Raw genomic sequence first — 25,737 nt, 5'->3', positions numbered from 1 at the left:
CCCGTGCTGGCGTTGATGCTGGCACCGGCTGGACCACTGACACTGTAGCTCAGCGTTTGGGCCGGTGCATCCTTATCGGTCGCCTGAGCCGTGAACGTCAGCGCCTGACCCAGCGACACCGTTTTATTGCCCGGTGAGGTTAGCACCGGAGCGGTATTGGATTGGGCGTCTTTCGTAACCCGAATCCGGTCCCAGGTGGCCGTAAACGGAGTAGAAGCCAGGCTGGTTGAGAGAATACCCACAGCCAGAGCAGGCGGCCCCTGGATGGCCTCCAGCAGCTTTCCGCCCACCAGAATCGGCGACCCCAGATTCGTCACCGGTCCGCCATCTTTGGCATATTTAGGCTGCACCATTCCGGTCACCGGGTTAACCGCCAGGTATAAATCCAGGGTACTGCTGGGCAAACTGCCCGGTAGCGAATAGCGGGTGCTAGTTTCCAGGCCATTGTTCTCGTAGAGCACTTCGATGAACGCCGTACCACCATTACCCCCCAGCACCACTTTCAGGTAGTTATCCTGATCGCCGATTCCGATAAATAAGCCCAACGCCTGCCAGTATGCAGGGGGTTGATTGTTGAAGAAAGGACCCAACAACCGGGTCTGCACCGTGAAGGGGCCCGTACTCTGATCGGTGTTGATGCCGAACTGAAACCCGTTCTCCTGGGTATTCAGGGCTTGATAGGGATCGCCGGGTGTGGTGTTAACCACCGAAAAAGCACCGACGGCTCCTCCGGCAATCAGATTGTCCTCATCGAACAGATCCATGTAATTAATTCCCGTCTGCATGGGCAGCATCAACCCCGTGAAGCCCAACCCAAACAAACCCGTGCCCGGATCGTTATTAAATAATTCGTAGTTGATCGGCAGCGTGGTATTCATGCCATTGCTGGCATCCAGCGCAAAGTAGTCCACCTCATCGGCCAGCCCATCGTTGTCATCATCCGGATCGTTTAAGTCCGATATCTTATCGCCATCGGCATCACCGGGCAGGCTGGATGAGGAACACGGATTACTACCGTTATCAATCTCATCGGCGTTGCTGTAGCCGTCCCCATCATCATCAAACGCCGTGCTATAAGCCGCCGAACAATTCGCCCCTCCCCCTTCGGGTTCAAAGACATAAATCTGATTTTGCAAATAGCACACCACCCAGACCGTTCCCGGAAAAATATCATTATCGCCCTGAGCGGTGATGTCCAGTGGCTGCGAGCCAAAGTTGGAAGCAAACGGCAGGTCCAGATTCTTTTTCTTCGCACCACGGCTGTTGGTTACATCGGTGCCGGACTCATTGAGGGTGATCTTCTGAATGGTCCCATCAAAGGAAGCCACCAGCAGATGCCCCTTCAGGCCGTTGTTGAAACCTGAAGCCGTGTACTCCACAATCCCGTTGGTCGAAGACACAAAAGTTAGCAGGGCATTATTGGTTTCACCCGGATTCTGAAAGTCCCCTTCAATCGGGTGGGCCATGCTGACCGGCACTGGCGGCCAGTCCGAAGGCAGCGGATTAGGACCGCTCGTGCTGGTACGCCATACCCCACTCGTACCGTTGTGGGTGTACAAACCCGCCCCCGCCGGATTGGCCCGGATCGGGTGCGGATGGCCCCCATAATAACTGCCGGGAACGTAGGAACGAAGGTCACCAACATAGTGAAAATGATCCAGATTATTGACTTTCGGGTCGTTTGGCCCGGGACCGGTCGAACCCGGCTCTCCCGCCACATAGTTGTTGGTGGCTGTTCCCACCCCCTCACTGGCCGGATGACCGCCCCAACCCGGGTTGGCACCGTTGTCAGTCACATACATCTTGCGGGACCGGGTGATCACCAGATCAAACGCATTGCGAAACCCTGTGGCAAACACCTGCACCGGACCACCCGCCACCAGCTTGGCCTGGTTCAAGCCGTCGTTGCCCCCAAAGGGATCATTGGCATCGGGGTTGCCCGCCCGGTCGGGGTCATCCAGGGTGGGCAGGTCATACTTGTAAGCCGTGTTGCCACTGCCCCGGGTGGGCAGTGCTTCAATCACCGCCAGGTCAATCGAGAGCACACAGGCCGCCAGGGCATACTCGGGTGTATAGGCAAAGTTGGTCGAAGGGCTACCCGCATTGGTATGCCCCCCCACCACCAGGTAGAGCTTGTTGCCATCCAGTTGCAGACCGTTGGTGGCATGGTTCTCCTCCGAGCGGGGCAGCCCCCGGACCAGGTCCACTTTCTGCCAGCCGGTGGGGGTTTTGGTCAGTTTGGAGACGATGCCCGAGTTGGTGTCCAGGTTCAGATCACCCTCGGGTCCGCCGATGCGGCTGTCGCTGGAGCTGACGTAGAGGATGGGGTTGGTGGCGGTACCGGTGACCAGCAGACCAGTGACCTGTCGGGTGGTGACGGAGGGAGCCAGGGAGCCATCGTCGTTGTGGTTGGGGATGGTGTTGATGAGGCTGATGGTTTCCTGGCTGGCGATGGAGTAGTCGTTGGGGGCGTTTTTGACGATGGTCAGCACCTTGATCAGGCCGTTCTGCTGGGCCACGTAGAGTTTTCCATCGGGCCCGAATTGCAGGGAGGTGGGGTTTTTCAGACCGGCGGTGATGTCGAGCCGGCCGTTGGGGTTGTCTTTGAGCCGGCTGGACTTAAAGTTAAAGCTACCGTTACGGACCTGCTCCCGGGAAGGTTTGGTTTTGACCAACTTTTTAGTGAGCTTATACAGGCCCTTAAATAAATTTTTGTCCGGACCCCTGCTCTGACTCCAGGCATTTGTAGAAAGTAAAAGGCTACTGACCAGAAGCCCCAGGCAGATCTGTCGGATCACCAGATTCACGTGCGTAAACGTATGTTTCATACTTTTTTTGATAGATGGGATAGGGAAATGGAAAATTGAGATGCAGATAATAAGGAATTTCGTGCTGGCTAAAGAGCACAAAACTAGGTTTTTATGACCCTTACCTTAGAGGGTCGGTATTTGCGGTAAACTGTTGAGGTAATCGGGTTGGCACTGCTCTCCTGCTTACTGGCTTATGGACTTAATGGCTTGTTATCCAGGACATTAGAGAGCAACAAGAGATTAATTGCGGTCAAAATATCGGCAAGGGATTTTAATTTGCCAAAAAATGAAAGGTTATTTTATGGATAGGCCCTTTCGGTTACTTGTCATACAAATGAAAAAAGCAGAACCAGGGTATGGTTCTGCTTTCTCGTAAATTAGTGTTTTTCGAATGAAAAAAGGTTCGATTTAATGCATTCTGATTTTTTGCATCCGTAACAATCCGTGGTCAGCGGACCTTGATTAATTTATACCGTTTAGCCTTCGGACCGTCGCCAACCTGCAACACATACATCCCCGCTCCCACCTTTTGGTCCAGGTCAATGCGCTGTTCTGCCGGACTGTCCGTTCGCTGATACACCAGTCGGCCACTGAGGTCGTAGATCCGCACGGGTTGCTGCTGCACTCCCTGTATCTTCAGGGTAAACGATTCCTGGAAGGGGTTGGGATAGTAGAGCACCTGAGAGTCGAGCAATTCAGCATTGGTTTCCGATCCCCGTCTGGCCATCGGAGCTACGTCAACAACGGTAAAGTTCAGCATAAAAGGCGTTCCCGCCGTACCCGAACCGCCCGCTCCGGCATACGGAGTCGCCTTTAGCTGGTAACTACCGGCCTTCGGTATCCAGCTCCGGTAACTGCCACCGGTATTGCCAGCCAGGGTGTAAGGCGCTTTGGATTCGATATGGGATAAAATTTCCTGCCCACTCAACTCCAGCATCATTGATCCGCCCGTAGCCGGACCGGTGTTGACCAGAATGTTGAGATTTCGGGTTGGCAAACTAGTTAAATCCACAACATCGCCCTCGTGGAGTTCGCCCAGAATCTCCCCGGTTTCACAATTAACCCATTTGAATCCTAAAACGCGTGGCAGCTCAACGACGGTAAAGGTTAGGGACAGGGGCGCTCCCGCCGTTGCCACTCCCGACAAACTGGTATACGGCGTGGCCGTTAGCTGATAACTGCCTACCGACGGCGTCCAGCTCCGATAAATACCGTTCGTATCTTTAAACAGGGAGTAGGGCGCTTCCCGCTCGGTTTGCGTCAGATTTTGCCGGCCAGCCAGAACAAAGACAACCGAGTCGACGGCGGTTGGGCTGGTTATCGCCTGAATATTAAGCTGGCGAGTCAGCAGGGTGGTCAGATTCAGTTCCGTTCCGTCGGTGAGTTGCTGCATGGGCAGGCCCGTTTCGGCGTTCATCAACCAGAAACTCATCATATTTGACTGAGGGTCACACCGACCAACGCCCTTGCTGCAAAAGGCTCCAAAATCTCCGCCATCCGCCAGATCCGGATTGCCGCTCAGCACCACCGTTACGCCCCGGCCACATAAACCAGCCAGGGCAGCGGGCAGGCAACCGCTCAGTTGATTGTTGTTTAACTCACAACTCCGCAACCGAAGCATTGCTCCCAGACTCGCCGGAATAGAACCACTAAACTGATTGTAGGAAAAATCCATGTATTCCAGGTTCGTCAGCGCCGACAGGTTGTCGGGAATCGAGCCGCTCAACTGATTGTTGTTCAGGTTAAACGTATTCAGCTTACTCAAAACCAAAAGCGTATCGGGAATCGAGCCACTAAATTGATTATAGGCTAAGTGGAGGTATTCCAGATTGGGAAGTGTGGCCAGACTCGCCGGGAGAGAGCCACTCAATTGGTTATAGAATAAGGCCAGTCGTTTCAGACTACGCAGGCCCGATAGATTGTCGGGAAGTGGACCGCTCAACTGATTTTCGCTCAGGTCCAGGGCCTGTAAGTTTGTCAGAGCGGAGAGCGACGACGGTATTGAACCACTTAACTGGTTGCTGCCCAGATAAAGGTTAATCAGGTTCGTCAGCGCCGACAGGTTGTCGGGAATCGAGCCGCTTAGCTGGTTGTGGCTCAGATACACAAACTCCAGGTTCTTCAGAACGGAGAGCGACGACGGTATTGAACCACTCAATTGGTTATAAATCAAAACCAATCGCTTCAGGTTCTTGAGCGCCGAGAAGCTGTCCGGGATTGAGCCGTTTAACTGGTTGTCACTTAAATCCAGCAACTGTAAACTGGTTAGTGCCGCCAGGCTGGACGGAATCGGGCCAATCAGTTGGTTCCGGGGTAGCTGGAGCTGAACAACCTGTCCGCTGTCGTTACAGGTAACCCCGTACCAGCCGCAGGGTGAATCGCCCGTCAGCCAGTTGTCTTTCTGAACCCAGCCAATCCCGTTTGTGCTTTTATAGAGATCCGCTAAGGCCTGGTATTCTGAGTTGGGTTCCTTTTCTGTCGCTGTTAATGAGTCCTGGTTTGATTCCGTGCGAGTAGTGATTTTTCCATATTCCTTTAAAGATGTTGTACCCCCATTGGTACCGGCATAAGTTTGAACAGAGAACTGTGGGAAAAGTAGTCCCAGAGCTAGGCTAAGGCATGCGCTTAAGGTAACACTTTTGTAGCGCAGAAAGTGGAACATTAGAAATAAAATGGTTAGTGTTGAAAACAGATTACTCTTTCGGCACCGCAATTGTTTTTCACCGGTCGCCGGACTTAAAAATTCACCATACGCACAAGTTGTTTACGTGCTAACTTCTACTGTCATTAGGGTGGGGATTGTTTGATAGCAGAACGTCGAGGATCGTTAGCGGCTCTAATGTGCATATTTTGTGGAATGGCAGTCAAGGGGAAATTTCCCGTATTTTGCAAAACCTGACCAAGAATGAGCAAACGGTCCATCATCCTGAAAAAATTCTTTTAAAAAGCCACGAATTAAGCAGAAATTTCCGTAGCGCAATTAGAATTATCCTGACTTTTATCTTTGAAGATCGTGCATGAAAAATCAGTCTTCCGTGTAACAGACTCCTCCAACTTATACGGGCGGGGCCGTCGCCGGGGCATCTTTCACCTGCTTCAAGCCGTCCAGGTTTAAAAAAGTACTCCGGATAATCTTCAGCGAACACACGTTAAAGAAGGGTTGGGACTTAACTTGCATTCAGATTACGCATTATTTCTATGAAAAAAAAGGAACTGCAGGGGGTGAAAGAGATTGCCCGCCGGGCCAATGTGGCCATTGCAACGGTTGACCGGGTGATTCATAACCGCCCCGGCGTTTCGGAGAAAACCCGGGAGAAGATCAACAAGATTATTGCGGAACTTAACTACCAGCCTAATTTACTGGCGAGTCGGCTGGCTTCGGGCAAGATCATCACCCTCGGCGTCTTAATTCCGTCCGTCACCGAAGAAACCGATTTCTGGGAAGCGCCCCTGCGGGGTATTCAACGGGCCGAAAACGAGATCAGGCAGTACGGCATTAAAGTGGAGCTTTTCTTTTTTGACCTGCGGGACCCCGCTTCGTTCGTTGCCCAGGCCAACCGGCTGCTGAATGCTTCCGTCGATGGCATTGTGCTGGCACCGGCCTTTATTGATGAGGCCCGTAAAGTTGTCAGCGCCTGCCAGCAAACCGGCACACCCTGCATCTTCATTGACTCCAACCTGCCCGACCAGCCCAGCCTGTCGTACATCGGCCCTCCCCTTTTCCAGAGCGGTTATCTGGCGGCCAAATTGTGTACGTACGTACTCCAGGAGAGCAGCAAGCTGATGGTTGTACATATCGCCACGGCTATGGACAGCTACACCTACAAAGAGATTGAAGAAGGATTCCGAACGTATTTTACCGACCACCGGCAACACTACCCGATCATCCGGGCGGATATTCGCCAGACGGATTTTTCCTCGGTGGCCCATCAGCTTCAGGAACAGTTCGACGCCAACCCGTCCATCGACGCCATTTTCGTCAGCAATTCCCGGGCGTTCTCGGTCGCCCGGTTTCTGGAAAGCGCCAGCCTGCCCCGAAAACCGTTGCTGATCGGCTACGACTTTGTTAGCGAAAACACCCGTTACCTGGCCAGCGGAATCATCGACTTTTTAATCTGCCACCAGCCCGAAGACCAGGGTTACCGCAGCATTATGACGCTATATCAATTCTTGGTGTTCTCAACGCCCGTAGCCAAAGACTATTATATGCCTATTGATATCGTTACCCGCGAGAATCAGGCTTTTTACCGAAACTAAGGCATAACTGCCCCACCGCGCCCATCAGCCGTATATTCTATCACCAAGACGCTAAACCTCGAAATTTTATACAAGTTTTGAACACACCCGCTTGACATTTAAAAAAAGTTAGTATATTTACGGGTACGTACCCGAAACCCTCATCAAACCTGCTCTCTTTTAGGGGCCAAACGACTGTTCCGATGACTAACCTGAATAATGACCGTAGAAGTTTTCTAAAAAAGGCAGCTCTGGGAAGCTTGGCCCTTAGCGTCCCGGAGCCTGCCTGGTCATGGTCCTCCGCCCCAACTGTGGCGGCTGGCAAACGTGTCGGTATTATCGGGCTGGACACTTCCCATAGCACGGCGTTTACCAAGGTACTTAATGCCGCCGATGCCAGCGCCGAATACGCGGGCTATAAGGTCGTGGCGGCTTATCCCTACGGCAGCAAAGACATCGAAAGCAGCACCAAGCGCATCCCCGGCTACATTGAAGACGTTAAAAAGCTGAATGTCGAAATTGTGGATTCCATCGCGGATCTACTTAAGAAAGTCGATGTGGTGCTGCTGGAAACAAACGACGGGCGGCTGCACCGCGAACAGGCCGCTCAGGTCATGAAAGCGGGCAAACGCGTGTTTATCGACAAGCCCATTGCGGCTTCGCTGGCCGATGTGGTCGGTATTTTTGCCGATTCCAAGAAATACCGGATTCCGGTTTTTTCGGCTTCGTCCCTGCGTTACATCAAAGGCATCGAAGGACTCGACAAAAGCCAGGTGGTAGGCGCCGACACCTTTAGCCCCGCCGTCCTGGAAAAAACGCATCCGGACCTCTTCTGGTACGGTATCCACGGCGTTGAAACGCTCTTTACCGTCATGGGAACCGGCTGCCGGCAGGTGGTACGGGTTTCCAACAAAGATACCGACATCGTGGTTGGAACCTGGGCCGACGGACGCGTTGGAACCTTCCGCGGAACCCGGTCGGGCAAACACGATTACGGCGGAACGGTATTTACGCAAACCGGAAACGTTCGGCTGGGGCCTTACGCGGGCTATGAGCCATTATTGAAAGATATTATCAAGTATTTCGAAACCGGAAATGTGCCGGTTACCCCCGAAGAAACCATCGAGATTTTTGCCTTTATGGAAGCCGCCGACGAGAGCAAACGCCGGAATGGTGCCCCTGTGAGCCTGGAAAGTGTCCTGAAAAACCTCAAACAGTAATCTTGCATTTTGTCGTAGCCTGAATACGCAGGTCTGCTACCGGGTACGTACCCGGTAGCTTCTTACATCTGAATTGCCAGTACGCGTTTTTCTCATTTTCATTTCTTACTGAACCATAATCATGGAGAAAAATCTACGATTGGGGCTCATCGTGGCCCTATTGATGACGCTTTTTTACCTGAAAACCGGAGACGCATTTGCGCAGGCTCCCCGGGAAGTAAAGGGCAAAGTAACGGATGCCCGGACGCAGGAAGGCATACCGGGCACCAACGTGGTGATTAAGGGCACGACCAAAGGCGTGGTCACCGATGCCGAAGGAGCGTTCATCATTCAGGCCCAGCCAAGCGATGTGCTGGTTTTCACCTTTATCGGCTACGAGAGCCTGGAAGAAACCGTGGGCAACCGAACCGCCCTGAACGTGGAACTGAAAGCCAGTGCCTCCAACCTCGACGAAGTGGTGGTGATTGGTTACGGTACGGCCAAAAAAAGCGATCTGACCGGCTCAGTGGTGCGGATCAACGCCGAGACGTTTAAAAACCAGCCCATGACCCAGCTCACGGATATGCTGACGGGTACCATCGCCGGATTTCAATCCAACCAAAGTGCATCGGCTGCGGGCGGAGGTTCCATGGAAATCCGGGGGCCGAATTCCCTGAATGCCTCAACGGACCCACTCGTGGTGCTGGACGGTGTGATTTTCAACGGCAGCATCCGGGATATAAACCCGTCGGACATTGAAGCGATTGACGTGCTGAAAGACGCCAGTTCGGCGGCCGTATACGGTGCCCGGGCCGCTTCCGGCGTCATCATCGTTACGACCAAGAAAGGCAAATCCGGCAAACCGACCATCAATCTATCAACGAAAATCGGCGTAGCCGGGGTAACCAATCACTACAAACCGTACGATGCCGCCGGTTATCTGAACTTCCGCCGGGATGTGCTGCAACAGGCCAACCCAACCCTGCCCAGTTTTTATTTTTACGATCCCAAAAACCTGCCGTCCGGGGTAACGCTCGAACAATGGCGGGCCGCCAGCAACAACCCCCAGGCCGACAATACCAACGAATGGCTCGGACGCCTGCGCCTGTTCCCGGTGGAAACGGAGAACTACCTGGCCGGCAGAACCGTCGACTGGTATGACATGGTCATTAACCCGGGGCTGCGGCAGAGCCACGACGTGAGCATCGGCGGAGGAGCGGAACGCGTCAGCTACTACTGGTCGCTGGGCTACGACAACAACGAAGGTGTGATTAAGGGCGATAAATTTGCCACAATACGCAGCCGCCTGAACGTTGATTTTCAGGTAACCAACTGGCTGCACGCGGGGGTCAACGCCCAGTTTGCCGACCGGGACGAAAGCACTGTCCCCGCCGATACCATCGGGATGTACCGCACCAGCCCCTACGGTTCTGAGTATGAAACCAATGGCAGTTTGAAATGGTATCCGCACGACTACGCGGGCGGGGGTGCCCAGCATCCCTTTATCAACTACTACGGTCAGGACCGGTTTCGGAAAATAAACAGCCTGTTTGCGTCGATCTATGCCAAGATCAACCTGCCGTTCGGAATTGATTACAAGCTATCGTTCCAGCCGCGCTACGAATTTGCCAAAGACTACAACTTCTGGTCGTCACAAACCATTGCGGGTGGAGCTACCCGCTCCAACGGCTACGGTACGCGGCAGGAAACCTCCCTGTATGAACGGTTTATCGACAACCTGCTGCACTGGAATCAGAAGTTTGGCGCACACCAGTTCGACGTAACGCTGCTCTACAGCACCGAGCAAAACCGTACGTGGCTGTCGTACATCACCAACCAGACCTTCGTGCCGAACCAGAACCTGGGTTACCACGCCCTGCAATTCGGTTCGAACCCGTCGCTGAACAACGACGACACCCAGATCAACGGCGATGCGGCTATGGGACGGATCAATTATACGCTGCTGGACAAGTACCTGTTTACGGCTTCGGTCCGGCGGGACGGTTATTCGGCCTTCGGGCAGAAAAATCCGCGCGCCATTTTCCCGGCAGCGGCTTTTGGGTGGGTAATCTCGGACGAAAAATTCTTTAAAGTGCAGGCCATCAACCGGCTAAAACTACGGCTTTCCTGGGGGGTAAACGGCAACCGGTCCATCGGAGCCTACGCGGCTCTGGCGCAACTGTCGTCGAATCTGTACTACAACGGTTCCAACGTCCAGGTCGGCGTATATAACAACACGTTATCGAACCCGGATCTGGTCTGGGAGAAAACCGAGTCCGTCAACGTAGGGTTTGACATGGGCCTGCTCAACAACCGGATTGATGTGAGCGCCGATTATTACAACACCAACACAACGGACCTGCTCATGAACCGCCTGCTGCCCGAACTGACGGGTTTTAAAAGCATCGTCTCCAACCTGGGCCGACTTGGCAACAAGGGTATCGAACTGACCATCAACACCGTCAATGTGAACCAGCGGAACCTGAACTGGAAAACAAACCTGGTTTTTTCGCTGAACCGGAACAAGATTAAAAACCTCTTCGGCGATTACGAGGAAGTGGAAGTAAACGGCCAGACCGTTCGGCGGGAAGTACCGGATTACGTCAACCAATGGTTCCCCGGCCAGGCCGTTGACCGGGTCTGGAACTACGACGTGACGGGCATCTGGCAAACTACGGAAGCCGCCGAAGCCGCCAAATACCGGATGATACCCGGCGATTTCAAAGCCACCGACCTGGACAACAACGGCCTGTATGAAGCCTTGAAAGACAAAACGTTTATCGGCTACACCCAGCCCCGCTACCGGCTCGGCCTGCGCAACGACCTCACATTCTTCCGAAACTTCACGGCTTCGGTGTTTGTCCGGGCCGACCTGGGTCATATTGGTCCGTTTCAGGATGCGCTGCACAACAGCTCGGAGACCTACGACCGCCGGAACAGCTACGCCCTGCCCTACTGGACGCCCGAAAACCAGAACAACGAATGGGCTCGCCCGATGGTCAACTACAACGCCTACGGGGGCGGTATCATGATCTACAAATCCCGTTCGTTTGTGCGCGTTCAGGATGTGTCACTGGCGTATAACCTGCCCCCTTCCCTGTCGAAGCGGCTGAAGCTGAACAACGCCCGCGCGTTTATATCGGCCCGCAACCTGCTCACCTTCAGCAAATGGCCCGGCTGGGACCCCGAATCGGGTTTTGCGCCCATGCCCCGGATTACGACCGTCGGTATAGATTTCTCCCTGTAAGCTCCAACGAAAACGAATCAAGAACAAAACCATGAAACGGATCATCACCTTATGTTCGGCTTTATTCGTGCTGCTGTCGCTTTCGTCCTGCAAGGAAGAATGGCTGAAGCCCAGGCCGCTTTCGTTTTTCGCGCCCGAAAATGTCTACGTTGACAAGGCCGGATTTGAGTCGTTGCTGATTACGATGCGCAAAGACCTCAAAAATGAAAATACGGGTCCTATCAATTTCCTGATCAACGAGTTTGCGGCTTCGGATCTGGCCGTTGCCAGCGTCCAACTCGACTTTTACAAACTGACGCCCAACACAGATCGGTATTATAAATACCTGGCGATGTTTACGTCGGCCTACGCGTCCATCAAAAACGCGAACGTGCTGATTTCCCGCATCGACGACATTCAGTGGAGCAACCCCGGCGAGCGCAACGCCATTCTGTCCGAAGCCCTCTGGCACCGCGCCTACTGGTATTACCGGCTGGTGAACTCGTACGGCGACGTGCCGTTTATCGGGGAAGAACTTACCGGGGCCAAACTCGATTTTGCCACCCACAGCCGCTGGGCGATCCTTAAAAAGATTCAGACTGATCTGGAATTTTCCATTCAGCACCTGCCCGTTAAAGCCAGTCCCGGCGTGATTTCGAAGGGTGCGGGCGATCATCTGCTGTCGAAAGTGTATCTGGCCAACCTGGAATTCGACAAAGCCATCGAAGCCTCCACGCGGGTTATCAATGGGCCGTACGCCCTGATGAAAAGCCGGTTTGGCGTGTCGGCGGGCGATACCAAACGCGATTTGATCTGGGATTTGCACCGCCCCAAAAACTTCAATCTGGCAACCAACACCGAAACCATTCTGGCGATTGTCGACCGGTTTGAAGCTCCTCCGGGCGCCCGGTCGGCGGGGCTGTACACGATGCGGCATTACAACTCGGCCTGGTGGAATACCGTTGTCCTGGATAGTCAGGGCAAACAGGGAATGGTGGCCAGCGGGCCGATGTATGATTCGCTGGGACGCGGTAACGGCAACGTCCGGCTGGATGCGTTCTACCAATATTCGCTCTGGAACTATAAAAACACCAACTGGCGCAACACCCCCGACCTGCGCCGGAGCAACAGCAACTGGGTGGACCTGAACGAAATCCTGTACAACAATCCGGCATCGGTCGATTACGGAAAACCGGTTCGGATCGCCAATTTGGCAACACCAGCCGATACGTTTTACACCCTGTACGCCATGCCCCATTACATCATGTTTGTTCCGCAGGACGACGCCAAAGCCCTGCCGATGGGCGGCAACGGCGACTGGTATGTGTTCCGGCTGGCCGAAACCTACCTGATCCGGGCCGAAGCGCAGTACTGGAAAGGCAACCTGGCCGCAGCCGCCGAGGACCTGAATGTGGTACGCGAACGGGCCAAAGCCTTGCCGGTAACGGCGGGCGAAGTGACCCTTGACTTTATTTTCGACGAACGCGCCCGCGAACTGTTTGCGGAAGAACCCCGGCATTCCGAACTGGTCCGGGTTTCGTACATCCTGGCCAAACAGAACAAGTCCGGGTACTCACTGGACAATTTCAGCCAGAAAAATTATTACTACGACCGCGTGCGGAAGCTTAACAACTTCTACGACCGGAAGGTCCAGTACATCGGCAACACCGCCGACATTGCACCCTTCCACGTGCTGTGGCCGATTCCGTCGAGCGTCATCACGGCGAATACGCTGGGTGTCATCAACCAGAACAAGGGCTACGACGGAGCCGAGCGGAACGTTCCACCGCTGGAAACAATCGAATAATGACCAAAAAGAGTAACCCGACTCCCTCTTGATGCTTTAGGCTATGGGTACGCACCCGGCCGGTATTCAGGTAGGGTCGGAAAGAGGAATTAACGCGTTAGGCTAAAAAACCGTAAGAGCATGAAAAAGAACGTTTCAAGACGTGAGTTCATCAAACGGAATTCATTGACCGGACTCGGCGCTGTCATAACGCCGTCGCTGCTGGCAGCCGGTATCGATTCACAAGCGGCTTCCCTGACGGATTCGGCCCCGACGGTGCTGCCCAGTTCATCGGGCCAGGCCGCGCTGCTGGGCGGGAATCCGATCCGGACGAAAGCCTGGCCGACCTGGCCCATCTGGAAACCCGAAACCGACGAACAGCAATTGCTGGAGGTCATCCGGAGTGGCGTCTGGTCGCGGGCTAAGGTTGCAACCGAATTTGAGCAGAAATGGGCGCAGGCGCTGGGCGCAAAACGGAGTCTGCTGGTGGTCAACGGCACCAACGCCCTGATCATTGCCCTGAACCAGTTGAACGTCCGGGCCGGTGATGAAGTCATTGTGCCCCCGTATACCTTCATTGCCACGGTTTCGGCGGTGCTGGCCACGGGTGCCATGCCGGTTTTTGTGGATGTTGACCCCGAAACCTTCCAGATCGACCCGGCAAAAATCGAAGCCAAAATAACGCCCCGAACCAAAGCCATCATTCCGGTTCACATTCTGGGCCTGCCCGCCGACATGAACCGGATTATGCCCATTGCCAAAAAGCACAATCTGGTCGTGATCGAAGATACCTGCCAGGCCCACCTGGCCGAAATCAACCACCAGAAAGTGGGTACCATCGGCAACGCCGGATGCTTCAGTTTCCAGAACTCGAAGAACCTCGCCATCGGCGAAGGCGGGGCCGTGGTCAGCAACGACGACAGCTTTATGGACCGGTGTTTCTCGTACCAGAACTACGGAAATCCGTACGGCACGGCGGTCGGGTCGGTGAGCACCGGCAGCGTCATGCAGGGTACCAAACTCCGCACTACCGAATACCAGGCCGCCATCGGTCTGGCCCTGCTGAAACGGCTGGACGGCGAAACCACGACGCGTAACGAGAACGCGGCTTACCTGAAATCAAAAATCAAGGACATTCCGGGTATTGTTCCGTACAAACTTTACGACAACGTGACGCGGGCGGCTTTTCACCTGTTCCCGTTCCGCTACCAGAAGGAAGGTTTCAAAGGATTGTCGCGGGCCGGTTTTCTGAAAGCGTTGCAGGCTGAGGGCATTCCGTGTTCGAGCGGATACGCCACGCTGAACAACCAGCAGTTCCTCAACGACGCTTTTCAGTCCAAAAACTTCCGGAAGATGTATCCGAAGGAAATGCTCGATTTCAAGCAGTACGTCGCCCAAAACCACTGTCCGCAGAACGATAAACTGTGCAACGAAGAAGCCGTCTGGTTTACGCAGAATATGCTGCTCGGCCCAAAATCGGACATGGACGAAATTGCTGCGGCCATTGAAAAAATCCATAAAAACGCGGATCAGCTGGTTAAGTTGAGTCAAAAATGAAACAAACGAGTTGCTATTTACTGATTGCCTGCCTGCTCCTGACGGTCTTCGGCGCAAAAGCCAGCGGAAAACCGTCGGGGCTGGCGACAGGCTGGAAAGCCGGGGTTGCCCGAACCGTCATTACGCCTAAACCCGGCCTGTGGATGGCCGGGTTTGCCGCCCGCACCCGCCCGTCAGACGGTACGCTGCACGACCTGTGGGCCAAGGCGCTGGTGCTGGAAGATGAAAGCGGCAAGCAGGCCGTACTGGTCACCACCGACCTGCTCGGTTTTCCCAAAAAACTCTCCGACCGCATTCGGGAGCAGTTGAGAGCCAGATACAATTTATCGAAGGCGCAGATTATTCTCAACGGTTCGCATACGCATTCGGGGCCGGTTTTGCAGGATGCCCTGACGGATATTTACCCGTTTGAAAGCGATCAGGTGGCTAAGATTGCTCAGTATTCCGCCACGCTGGAAACCCAGATTGTGGAGTTGGTCGGCAACGCCCTGAAAAACCGGGAAGCTGTCACGCTGCACGCGCAGAACGGCGTCACCCGGTTTCAGGTCAACCGGCGCAACAACAGCGCGGCCGTGCTGCACCGGCTGCCCGAACTCCAGGGGCCGAACGAGTACGCCGTGCCGGTCATCAAAGTGCTGAACAGCAAAGGCGACCTGAAAGCCGTGGCCTTTGGGTATGCCTGCCACCCGACGGTATTGGATGGGTACCAGTGGTCGGGCGACTACGCGGGGTTTGCCCAGTTGGAACTGGAAAAAGCCCATCCGGGCGTAATAGCCCTGTTTTTTCAGGGTGCCGGTGCCGACCAGAACGCCCTGCCCCGGCATTCGGTGCCGCTGGCGCAGCAGTACGGCCGTGAACTGGCGGCTGCGGTGGAACGGGTGCTGGCCGAACCCATGCGCAACCTGTCAGCCCGGCTGACCACGGCTTACTCCGAGGTGGATCTGGACTTTGCCAAGTCACCCACGGAAACTGATTTACGCAACGTGATGAAATCCGATGTACCCTACCAGAAACGGTATGCCGAACGGATGCTGGCCCAGCTCAAACGGGGCGAACCGTTTCCGAAATCCTACGCCTACCCGGTTCAGGTCTGGCAACTGGGCGCCCAGCCGCTGATTAGTCTGGGGGGCGAAGTGGTGATTGAATACGCCATCAAGCTGAAGCAGATTTTTGGTCCGGATGCGTTTGTGGCCGCTTATTCGAACGATGTGATGGGCTACATTCCGTCGACCACGGTGTTGCGGGAAGGCGGTTACGAAGGCGATTCCTCCCAGATGGTCTACGGTTTGCCGAGTGTCTGGTCGTCCACCATCGAAGCCACCATTTTGTCGGAAGTCATTAAAGTGGCCCGGCAGGCGGGATTGCCCACGCCCTGACCCAGTCCTCAAATTAAAAGAACGAAGTACAAGATGAACACCACCGCTACTGATACAACCGCCATTGCCGAAAGCCGTTTTCTGGAAGGAAAGCCGTATTTCTCCGGTTTTGAACTGGCGCACGATACCTATAATGCAATTTCGGCGGCCAGCGACGGCAAAATTTACTACGTTCTCTCCTCCGAATCCTACGATGTGGGCGGTCAGCTCTATGCGTATGATCCGCAAACCGATACCATCCAGTTTCTTGCGGACCTGACGGAGGTGTGCGGAGAGAAAGGTAAAAAGCTGATTCCGCAGGGAAAAAGCCACGTCCGGTTTTATGAACACAACGGCAAGCTCTATTTTGCGACGCACGTGGGCGTGTACGAAATGATTGACGGCATGGAGCGCCTGCACCAGAACGCCCCGGAAGGCTACGGTCTGTACCCCGGCGGTCACCTGCTGTCGTACGATCTGGCCAGCGGAACAGTTGAAGACCTGGCCCTGGCCCCCGACGGCGAAGGCATCCTGACGATGACCATCGACCGCGACCGGAACCATATCTACGCCCTCACCTGGCCGCTGGGGAACCTGCTGCATTACGACCTGAACACGGGCCAGCTCGTGAACGCGGGCCTGACCTGCGGACGCGGGGAAGCGGGCACCGTAGGCGACGATTACCGGGTGATCTGCCGGTCGATGTTTGTGGATGAGGGAGACGGGACGCTGTATCTGTCCACGGCGGAAGGCGACATTCTGACCTATCAGCCCGAAACCGCCACGCTCGGCAAGCTCGACGGGGTGGATTTACGGCTGGATTATTTCGGCAAATACGACCCAACCCGTCCCGGCAGCATGGGGTACAACTGGCGGAAAATTTTCTGGTACGCGCCTGAAGGCGTGGCCTACGGGGTTCACGGCAATTCGGGGTATCTGTTCCGCTTCGATCCGCGCACGCCCAAACTCGAACTTGTGGAGCGCATTGCCTCGGAGCCGTCGAAGCGCAGCGGTATGTTCGATCAGTTCAGCTACGGCTACCTCGGGTTTCAACCCGGCCCGGACGGCGAAACCATCTATTATCTGACCGGCGGCCCGATTTACATCGACGGAAAACGACTGAAAGGGGCCGACCAGATTGCCAAGGGAGCCGCCAAAGGACTCGAAAACCTGCACCTGATTACGTTCCACATTCCCACCGGAACGTACCAGGATCACGGACCGATCTTTTACGCCGACGGTTCGCGCCCAACCTACGTAAATTCCATCGCCATCGGTACCGACGGCACGGTTTACACGTTGGCCCGGTTTGAACACCAGGGGAAAGAAATTCAGGATTTAGTAAAAATTCCGAACCCTTTCGCCTAACTTGATAGCTTTTGAGGGTTCGAAACCCTCTCCAATTAGAACTCTTTTATCAACTGTATTGCGATGAAAAATACCAAAGGCAACCCATCCCACGAAGACCGTAGAGACTTTATCCGAAAAACCGTTGCCGGTACCGCCGTCCTGTGGGCGGGCGGTGTTTTACCCGGTTTCACTCCGAAAAGCTACGCCCGCATCCTGGGGGCCAACGAAAAGGTCCGGGTCGGCATGATGGGCGTCAACAGCCGGGGACTGGCCCTGGCGAGCAATTACGCCCTCCAACCCAATTGTGAAGTCATTTCGGTTTCGGACGTCGATACGCGAGCCGCCGAAAAATGCATCACCACGGTGGAAGGAATTCAGAAGTCGAAGCCGAAAAACCAGCCGGACTTCCGGAAAGCCCTGGAAGACAAAGACCTGGATGCGCTGGTGGTGGCCGCTCCCGACCACTGGCACGCTCCGGCGGCCATTCTGGCGTCGAAAGCCGGCAAGCACGTTTACCTCGAAAAGCCGTGCAGCCACAACCCAAACGAGGGTGAACTGCTGATGGCCGTTCAAAAAAAGTACAAAAATGTGATTCAGATGGGCAATCAGCGCCGGTCGTGGCCCAACGTGGTGCAGGCCATCAAGGAATTGCAAAGCGGCATCATTGGTCGGCCCTACTTCGCCAAAGGCTGGTACACCAACAACCGGGCGTCGATTGGCGTCGGCAAGGAAGCGCCCGTTCCGTCGTGGCTGAACTACGATTTGTGGCAGGGACCCGCGCCCCGTCGGCCGTACAAAGACAACCTGATTCACTACAACTGGCACTGGCTCTGGAACTGGGGCACCGGCGAAGCCCTCAACAACGGCACCCACATGGTGGACCTGATGCGCTGGGGTCTGGGCGTCGATTATCCCACGCAGGTAACCTCATCGGGCGGTCGCTACCGGTATAAAGACGACTGGGAAACGCCGGATACGCAGGTGATTAACTGGGACTTCGCCAACAATACCGGCATGACCTGGGAGGGCCGTAGCTGCAACGGGAAAGCCGTTGAAGGCACCAGCACGGGCGTCCTGTTTTACGGCGACACCGGTTCGTTGCTGATCGACAGCGGCAACTCCTACAAAGTGTTTGACCTGGAAAACAAACTGGTGAAGGACGTTAAAAACGACATCACCATCAACGCCCGCGACCGCATGAATCCCTCACAGGCCCTGGATGCGATTCATATTCAGAACTTTTTCGACGGTATCAAGAAAGGGGCTCCCCTGGCTTCCAACATCGAAAGCGGCCACCAAAGTACGCTGCTGGTTCAGTTGGGTAACATCGCCCTGCGTTCGGGTGGTGCCCTGCAAACCGATCCGGCCAACGGCCGCATCAAAAACAACAAGGAAGCCCAGAAACTGTGGAAACGGGAGTATGAGAAAGGCTGGGAGCCAACGGTTTAATTAGAAAAACTAACCAACGAACGGATGAAATCGAATACCATCGCCATCGACGTCAGCAGCCTCGATAAGCGGGATACCACCATTTCCATTTTTCTGATCGGGTTGATGTTTTTTATCTTCGGATTCATTTCCTGGGTAAACTCCATCCTGATTCCATACTTCAAAATTGCCTGCGAACTCACGAGTTTTCAGGCGTATCTGGTGGCCTTTGCTTTTTACATTGCCTATTTCATTATGTCGGTACCGGCATCCTATCTGCTGAAAGTGGCCGGTTTCAAGAAGGGCATGATGGTTGGCTTCTGGGCGATGGCGCTGGGAGCGTTTATCTTTATTCCGGCGGCTCTCACCCGGACCTACGGTATTTTTCTGATGGGCCTGTTTACCATCGGAATCGGGCTGGCCATTCTGCAAACGGCTTCCAACCCGTACATTACCATTCTGGGGCCGAAAGAACGGGCTGCACAGCGCATCAGCATCATGGGTATCTGCAACAAAGCCGCCGGTATTCTGTCGCCGATTGTTTTTGCCGCGGTAATTTTGCGCCCGACGGATACCGACCTGTTTGCCCAACTCGGCAGCATGACCGATGTGCAGCGGAGCGCGGCTCTGGATGAACTGATTCGCCGGGTGATTCCGCCGTATGCCGTGCTGGGCACGTTCCTGTTCATACTGGGGTATCTGGTCTACCGCTCTCCCCTGCCCGAACTCAACACGGAACACGAAACTCCCGAAGTGGCCACAGCCAACGCCAGCAAAACCAGCATTTTTCAGTTTCCGCACCTGATTCTGGGCGCGGTAGCCATTTTCCTGCACGTCGGTACGCAGGTAATCGCTATTGACACCATCATCAGTTACGCCGATTCGATGGGCATTGACCTGCTGGAAGCCAAGGTATTTCCTTCGTACACGCTGTTCTGCACCATCTGCGGTTATCTGATCGGCATTGTTACCATTCCCCGCTTCATTAGCCAGGTCAATGCGTTGCGGATCTGTACGGTTTTGGGCGCAATTTTTACGCTCCTCATCATCTTTGCTCAGGGTTCGTTTACCTTTTTAGGACACCAAACCGATGTTTCCATCTGGTTCGTGGTGCTGCTGGGTCTGGCCAATTCGCTGGTCTGGGCGGGCATCTGGCCACTGGCGCTGGACGGTCTGGGACGGTTTACGAAACTGGGTGCTTCCATCCTGATTATGGGGCTGTGCGGGAACGCCATCATGCCGCTGATCTACGGTTATCTGGCCGACTTATACGACCTGCGTGTAGCCTACTGGGTTCTATTTCCCTGTTACCTCTATCTCGTGTTTTACGCCGTAAAAGGCCATCAACTGCGCAAATGGGGCTTCTGAAAATAACGAATGGCATCCTGATTACCCCATACCGCTACATCCGGGGCGGCACCGTCGTGATCGAAGATGGTATCATCCGGGGCATTCACGAACGGGATGTGGAGGTGCCGGATGCCGTAGAAATTGATGCGGGGGGCCAGTACGTCGCGCCCGGATTTATCGACATTCACGTCCACGGGGGCGGGGGCTACGACTTCATGGACGGCACGGAAGAAGCTTTCCTGAAAATCGCCGAACTCCACGCCCGCTACGGCACGACCGCGCTGGTACCCACCACCCTGACCGCCGAGAAAGAAGACCTGCTGCAAACGCTGGATGCCTACAAAGCGGCCAACCGGACCAACCGCCGGGGCGCGGCTTTCCTGGGTATCCATCTGGAGGGGCCTTACTTCGCGCTGAGTCAGCGGGGGGCGCAGGACCCGCGCTACATCCGCAACCCGGACCCGCAGGAGTACGAAGAAATTCTGGCCTATTCGTCGTCTATCGTTCGCTGGAGTGCCGCGCCGGAGCTGGAGGGTGCCATACCGTTCGGGCGACGGCTGCGCGAAAAAGGCATTCTGGCGGCTGTGGCCCATACCGATGCCATTTACGAAGACGTGCTGGAAGCGTACGAGAACGGCTATTCGCTGGCGACGCACCTGTACTCGGCCATGTCGGGCGTCACGCGCCGGAATGCTTTCCGGTATGCGGGTGTGATTGAAAGCGCCTACCTGCTGGATATGGACGTAGAGATCATTACGGACGGGGTTCACCTGCCGCCACCCCTGCTCAAACTGGTGTACAAAATCAAAGGCGCCGACCGCACGGCCCTGATTACCGATGCCATGCGGGCCGCCGGGATGCCCGAAGGCGAAAGCACGCTCGGGTCGCTGAAAAACGGCCTGAAAGTCATCGTGGAAGACGGCGTTGCCAAATTGCCGGACCGCAGTTCGTTTGCGGGCAGCGTAGCGACTACTAATCAGCTCGTGCGCAACATGGTTCAACTGGCCGACGTGCCGCTGCTGGATGCCGTCCGGATGGCCAGCACTACCCCCGCACGCATTATGGGCGTCGAATCCCGCAAAGGTTCGCTGACACCGGGCAAGGACGCCGATCTGGTCATTTTTAACGAAAATGTAGACATTTCGGCCACGCTTGTCAACGGAAATCTTGTCTACTCTAATCAACTTTTAATAAACGCATGACGACTTCGCTAACGTCTCCCAACCACATATTTAACGTCGACCAGCTTCAGGTTAACTTATTTGAAAACCGGCAGCAACTGGGCCTGAGTGCCGCCCGGGCCGTCGCCGAAAAAATCAAAGAACTACAGCAGAATCAGGACTTTATCAATATCATATTTGCTTCGGCTCCCTCGCAGAATGAATTTCTGGCAACGCTGGCGCAGGAATCCGGCATCGACTGGACCCGCATCCGGGCGTTCCACATGGACGAATACATTGGTCTGCCCACCGATGCCCCCCAGAGTTTCGGGCTGTTTCTGAAACAGCAGCTTTTCGATCAGGTTGGCATCCGGGAGGTGTATTATCTGGACGGCAATGCCGCCGATCCGGAACAGGAATGCCAACGGTATGCCGCGCTGCTGGAGCAATACCCGACGGATATTGTCTGCCTGGGGATTGGTGAGAACTGCCACATTGCCTTCAACGACCCGCACGTTGCCAACTTCAACGATCCGGTGCTGGTCAAACAGGTGCAGCTTGATCTGACCAGCCGTATGCAACAGGTTCACGATGAATGCTTTGAATCGCTGGACCAGGTACCCGAATACGCCCTGACCCTGACAATTCCGGCCCTGCTGCGCGGCAAACACCTGTTCTGCATGGTTCCGGCGGCCCACAAAGCCGAAGCGATTTATCACACGCTGGTCGATGCGGTTACGGAAGAATTTCCTTCGACCATTTTGCGGTCGCACCCCAGCACCCAGCTCTTTATCGATCAGGACAGTGCCAGAAAATTCTTCCAGGAAACGGCCTAGAATGGCTTTTACGGTTATGGACGGAAAACGCGGATTGGGTGGGTATTCAATCCGCGTTTTTCGTTACCGGTTTCACAAAACAGACCCACTTGCGTTAATTCCCCGGCAATCAAAGGCTACGACAGCGTACCGCTCACTCATACCGATGCATTGGGACGACTGGCGTATTCGGTCGGCAGCACGCCAAACTGCTCGCGGAAAGCTTTGGAGAAGTAGGAAAGCGAATTAAAGCCGACTTCATAGGCAATTTCGGATACCGTAGCGGCCTGACCTTCCAGCAATTGGGCCGCCCGTTTCAGACGCATCACACGGATGAAATCACCCGCCGACTGCCCGGTTAACGCTGTCAGTTTGCGGTGTAACTGCATCCGGCTCAGGCCCGCTTCCCGGCCAAATTCCTCCACGCTGAATTCCGATTTGCCCAGGTTATCTTCCACAATTTTCATGACGCGCATCAGAAATTTTTCGTCGGCGGAAGTTACGGCAATGTCCGTGGGACCAATCCGGAGTTCGCGGCCAAACCGTTCGCGGAGCTTCCGGCGGCTTTCGATCAGATTCTGCACCCGCACCAGCAACTCCCGCGAGTCGAACGGCTTGGTCAGGTAATCGTCGGCACCGGTTTCCAGACCGGTCAGTTTGTTGTCCTGCGTGGCTAAAGCCGTCAGCAGGATGACGGGAATGTGGCTGGTTCGTTCGTCGGTTTTGATGCACCGACAGAGTTCGGCCCCGTCCATTTCGGGCATCATCCAGTCGCTGATAATCAGATCGGGTGCCTGCTCAATGGCCGCTTCCAGCCCCCGAACACCGTTCTCGGACTCCAGAACCCGGTAATGCCGTCGCAACTGGTTTCGGATAAACATCCGCAGGTCATCGTTATCCTCCACAATCAGCAAGGCGGGTCGCTGGTCGGATTCTTCCGCCCCGTTTTCCGGTTCGTCCGGAACGGTATTGTCCGCGACAAAGCGCGCTTCATCCGCCCGACTTTTGATCGAGGTGCCCTCACTGATGGGGTCTGCCCACTCCACAAGCGGCAATTCCACCACGAACCGCGCCCCCGGCCCGGCTTTTGTTTCGACGCGGATGGTACCGTTATGCAGTTGAATTACCTCCTTGACCAGCGAAAGGCCGATGCCCGTACCGGGCTGGTCGCCCACCAGCGAAGTAGTTCCCTGATAAAACCGTTCAAAAACCCGTTCGAACTGCTCGGGGGCAATACCAATACCGTTGTCGTCGACGGATAGCTGCACATACGGTTTTTCGTGCTTCAGAATCCGCTGCGCGGTGAGCGTAACCGAACCTCCGTTGGGCGTAAACTTGAACGCATTCGACAGCAGGTTGGTCACCACTTTCTCAAACTGGTCGGCGTGATAGCGCACCGAAAGCCGTTCGGTCGGTATATGGACGGTGTACTGAATATGCCGCTGCTCGGCCATGGACGAAAAGGAAGCCGCCGTTACCGTCAGCAGGTCGTTGATGGGGCCCGGCTGAAGCCGGAGTTCCATTTTTCCGGATTCAATCTTCGACAAATCGAGCAACTGGTTGATGAGCTGCAAAAGCCGCTGGGCGTTCCGGTGCATGACGGCCACCTCGTTCCAGCGGAAATCGACATCGGTGGAGTCGGTCATGGAGCGCATTTTTTCGGCCAGCGGACCGATGATCAGCGTCAGTGGGGTCCGGAATTCGTGGGAGATATTGGCAAAAAACCGCGACTTCACCTCGTCCAGTTCCTGAAGCTGGCGGGCCTGTGTGGCCAGCGTCTGGGCCTGCCCTTCCAGTTGGAGCGTCTGGCGCTGGAGTTGTTCGTTCTTTTGGGCCACCAACCGGCTTTGCTCCAGCAACGCCTGATTTTTCTGGATTTTCAACCGCTGACGGCTCACGACCAGCGCCCCGACGAGGAGCGTCAGCAGCAAACCGGCCCCGATGGTATTGCGCCACAACACCGATACTTCCTGCTCCTTTTTCAGTAGTTCAATTTCGGCCTGTTTTTTTTCAGACTGGTATCCGGCCTGTACGCTGGCAATCTTTTTGGCGCTCTCCTCATTGAATACCGAATCGTTCAGGGCCACCCATTTCGACTGAAAACCGTAGGCTTTTGCGAAATTGCCGGTGGCAGCATAGGCAGCCGCCAGTCCCTTGTAGGCCGATAGCCGGTCTTCCCGCTGGTGCAGTTGTTCGGCCAGCTGCCGGGCTTCTTCGTAATAGTCGAGGCTCCGGGCGTCCTGACCGGTTTCCGAACGCACCCTGCCCAGCCCGAGCAGACTCGTCAGGATGCTCGACTGGTAATTTTTCTGCTCGCCCAGTTGCAACGCCCGACGATAGTGGTTTTCGGCCCGGTCGAGCTGCTTCATTTTCAGGTACACTTCGCCCAGATGGTTCAGGCTCATCGCGATTCCAATGGGTTCCTTCATCGTTTCGAAACCGCTACGGGCCTGATTCAGATAGAAAACCGCTTTGCGCAAATCGCCTTTTAGCTGGTAAACCGTACCGATGTTAATCAATACCCCCATCTGTCCGCGCAGATCGGTACCGGCATTTTTTCGGTATGACTGCCAGTAGTATTTCAACGCCTGATCGTAATTTTGCTGGTGTTCAAAGATAACGCCGATGGCATTATACGTGCTCGCTGCCTGCGCCTGTGTGCCAGCGCCCATTCCCTCGTAAACTTTCAGTGCTTTGAAGTAATAGTCAATCGCCTGTGGAAAATCGCTCAGGGCGGCATAGTTCATGCCCATATTGTGATAGGCAGCCGAGATCGCCCGGTTGTTCTTCCCCGCTTCCAGATACGGCAAACCCGCTTTGACCGATTCAATCGCCTTCTGGTAGTTGCCCTTCGCCCAGTGATAGATTCCCATACTGACGTAGCTTCGACCCATCCCGACGCCATCATCCAGTTGCCGGGAAAGCTGCATGGCTTCTTCGGCGTAGCGTTTTAGCTTTTCCGGATCACTGCTCCAGTAGATAGCGGCCGCATCGTTCAGCAGCCGGACCCGGTTGGTATCTGGCCCCGCCTTTTGCAGGAGGGCTTCCAGACTATCGCGCTTGCTTGGCTGCGCTACCGCACAAAACCCGATGGCACAAAAAAGAAGTAAAATTTTTCCCATCAACGCACCGATTTTACTCCGGCAATTTACGCGTATCGTCGAATATGTTACCTAACGAATTGATTGAATGGCCCCTATTTTTTACCTGAATTACCCATAAAATCCAAAACAAATTTTGTTTTTATCATTATTCCTGCAAATTAACTTCCTGTTGCGACCGGGCTAAATGAACTTACGACTGTGTTAATGCCGTCCCGCCCGCTCAATTCGCTGTGCTCCTGTACTTATTTCTGCTCAAACCGCTCCTCAAACCGACATGCTCATGCCTAAATCTGTAGGACGATTCCTGATTTTCCCGCCAATGGTAATCTGACCGGCAGCCGCTTTATATTTTCTTCATGGT

Annotated in this window: 14 protein-coding genes; 11 read left to right on the top strand and 3 right to left on the bottom strand. The window is 54.9% G+C overall.

The features are described from left to right. A partial coding sequence (locus tag LX87_RS28780; protein WP_211325284.1) for a thrombospondin type 3 repeat-containing protein occupies positions 1–2,828 on the bottom strand: 2,828 nt, incomplete at its 3' end. A 430-nt stretch (positions 2,829–3,258) separates the two neighbouring features. Continuing rightward, positions 3,259–5,472, bottom strand: coding sequence for a leucine-rich repeat domain-containing protein (locus tag LX87_RS09075; RefSeq protein ID WP_111627894.1), 2,214 nt, complete (start codon positions 5,470–5,472; stop codon positions 3,259–3,261). Positions 5,473–6,008: 536 nt separating this feature from the next. On the opposite strand from LX87_RS09075, the gene LX87_RS09070 reads away from it, so the two are divergent. From LX87_RS09070 to LX87_RS09020, 11 genes are all read left to right on the top strand, one after another. Beyond that, positions 6,009–7,067, top strand: coding sequence for a LacI family DNA-binding transcriptional regulator (locus LX87_RS09070; RefSeq protein WP_111627893.1), 1,059 nt, complete (start codon positions 6,009–6,011; stop codon positions 7,065–7,067). A gap of 182 nt (positions 7,068–7,249) precedes the next feature. Continuing rightward, the gene (locus LX87_RS09065; RefSeq protein ID WP_111627892.1) at positions 7,250–8,266 is read left to right on the top strand and encodes a Gfo/Idh/MocA family protein; all 1,017 of its coding nucleotides are present in this window, start codon (positions 7,250–7,252) and stop codon (positions 8,264–8,266) included. A 121-nt stretch (positions 8,267–8,387) separates the two neighbouring features. Beyond that, positions 8,388–11,492 carry a SusC/RagA family TonB-linked outer membrane protein gene (locus LX87_RS09060; protein WP_229310601.1) on the top strand — a complete coding sequence of 1,035 codons (3,105 nt, stop codon included), beginning with the start codon at positions 8,388–8,390 and terminating at the stop codon, positions 11,490–11,492. Between the two features lie 31 nt (positions 11,493–11,523). After that, positions 11,524–13,278 (top strand): RagB/SusD family nutrient uptake outer membrane protein, encoded by a 1,755-nt coding sequence (locus LX87_RS09055; protein ID WP_111627890.1) that lies wholly within the window; start codon positions 11,524–11,526, stop codon positions 13,276–13,278. Positions 13,279–13,398: 120 nt separating this feature from the next. After that, on the top strand, positions 13,399–14,814 hold the full coding sequence (locus LX87_RS09050) for a DegT/DnrJ/EryC1/StrS family aminotransferase (protein WP_111627889.1): 1,416 nt from the start codon (positions 13,399–13,401) through the stop codon (positions 14,812–14,814). Then, positions 14,811–16,190 carry a neutral/alkaline non-lysosomal ceramidase N-terminal domain-containing protein gene (locus LX87_RS09045; protein ID WP_111627888.1) on the top strand — a complete coding sequence of 460 codons (1,380 nt, stop codon included), beginning with the start codon at positions 14,811–14,813 and terminating at the stop codon, positions 16,188–16,190. Before LX87_RS09050 ends, LX87_RS09045 begins: the two co-directional genes overlap by 4 nt. A 33-nt stretch (positions 16,191–16,223) precedes the next feature. Further along, positions 16,224–17,537, top strand: coding sequence for an NHL repeat-containing protein (locus LX87_RS09040; protein WP_111627887.1), 1,314 nt, complete (start codon positions 16,224–16,226; stop codon positions 17,535–17,537). 63 nt (positions 17,538–17,600) lie between these two features. Beyond that, positions 17,601–18,968 carry a Gfo/Idh/MocA family protein gene (locus tag LX87_RS09035; RefSeq protein ID WP_111627886.1) on the top strand — a complete coding sequence of 456 codons (1,368 nt, stop codon included), beginning with the start codon at positions 17,601–17,603 and terminating at the stop codon, positions 18,966–18,968. Positions 18,969–18,992: 24 nt separating this feature from the next. After that, positions 18,993–20,315: a sugar MFS transporter gene (locus LX87_RS09030; protein WP_111627885.1), complete on the top strand. Its 1,323-nt coding sequence runs from the start codon at positions 18,993–18,995 to the stop codon at positions 20,313–20,315. Further along, positions 20,303–21,499, top strand: a complete 1,197-nt coding sequence (gene nagA / locus LX87_RS09025) for an N-acetylglucosamine-6-phosphate deacetylase (RefSeq protein WP_111627884.1) — start codon at positions 20,303–20,305, stop codon at positions 21,497–21,499. The genes LX87_RS09030 and nagA overlap by 13 nt, the downstream gene beginning before the upstream one ends. Next, a complete protein-coding gene (locus LX87_RS09020; RefSeq protein WP_111627883.1) occupies positions 21,496–22,293 on the top strand; it encodes a glucosamine-6-phosphate deaminase in 798 nt (265 codons plus the stop codon). Before nagA ends, LX87_RS09020 begins: the two co-directional genes overlap by 4 nt. A 137-nt stretch (positions 22,294–22,430) precedes the next feature. Here the strand turns inward: LX87_RS09020 and LX87_RS09015 are convergent, their stop codons facing one another. After that, positions 22,431–25,394 (bottom strand): tetratricopeptide repeat protein, encoded by a 2,964-nt coding sequence (locus LX87_RS09015; protein ID WP_111627882.1) that lies wholly within the window; start codon positions 25,392–25,394, stop codon positions 22,431–22,433. Positions 25,395–25,737 lie beyond the last annotated feature (343 nt).

Origin of the sequence: Larkinella arboricola (genome assembly GCF_003259745.1) — a bacterium.
GTDB lineage: Bacteria > Bacteroidota > Bacteroidia > Cytophagales > Spirosomataceae > Larkinella > Larkinella arboricola.
Note: the sequence above shows the minus strand (reverse complement) of the source record. Positions and strands in the feature narration are given on the sequence as shown.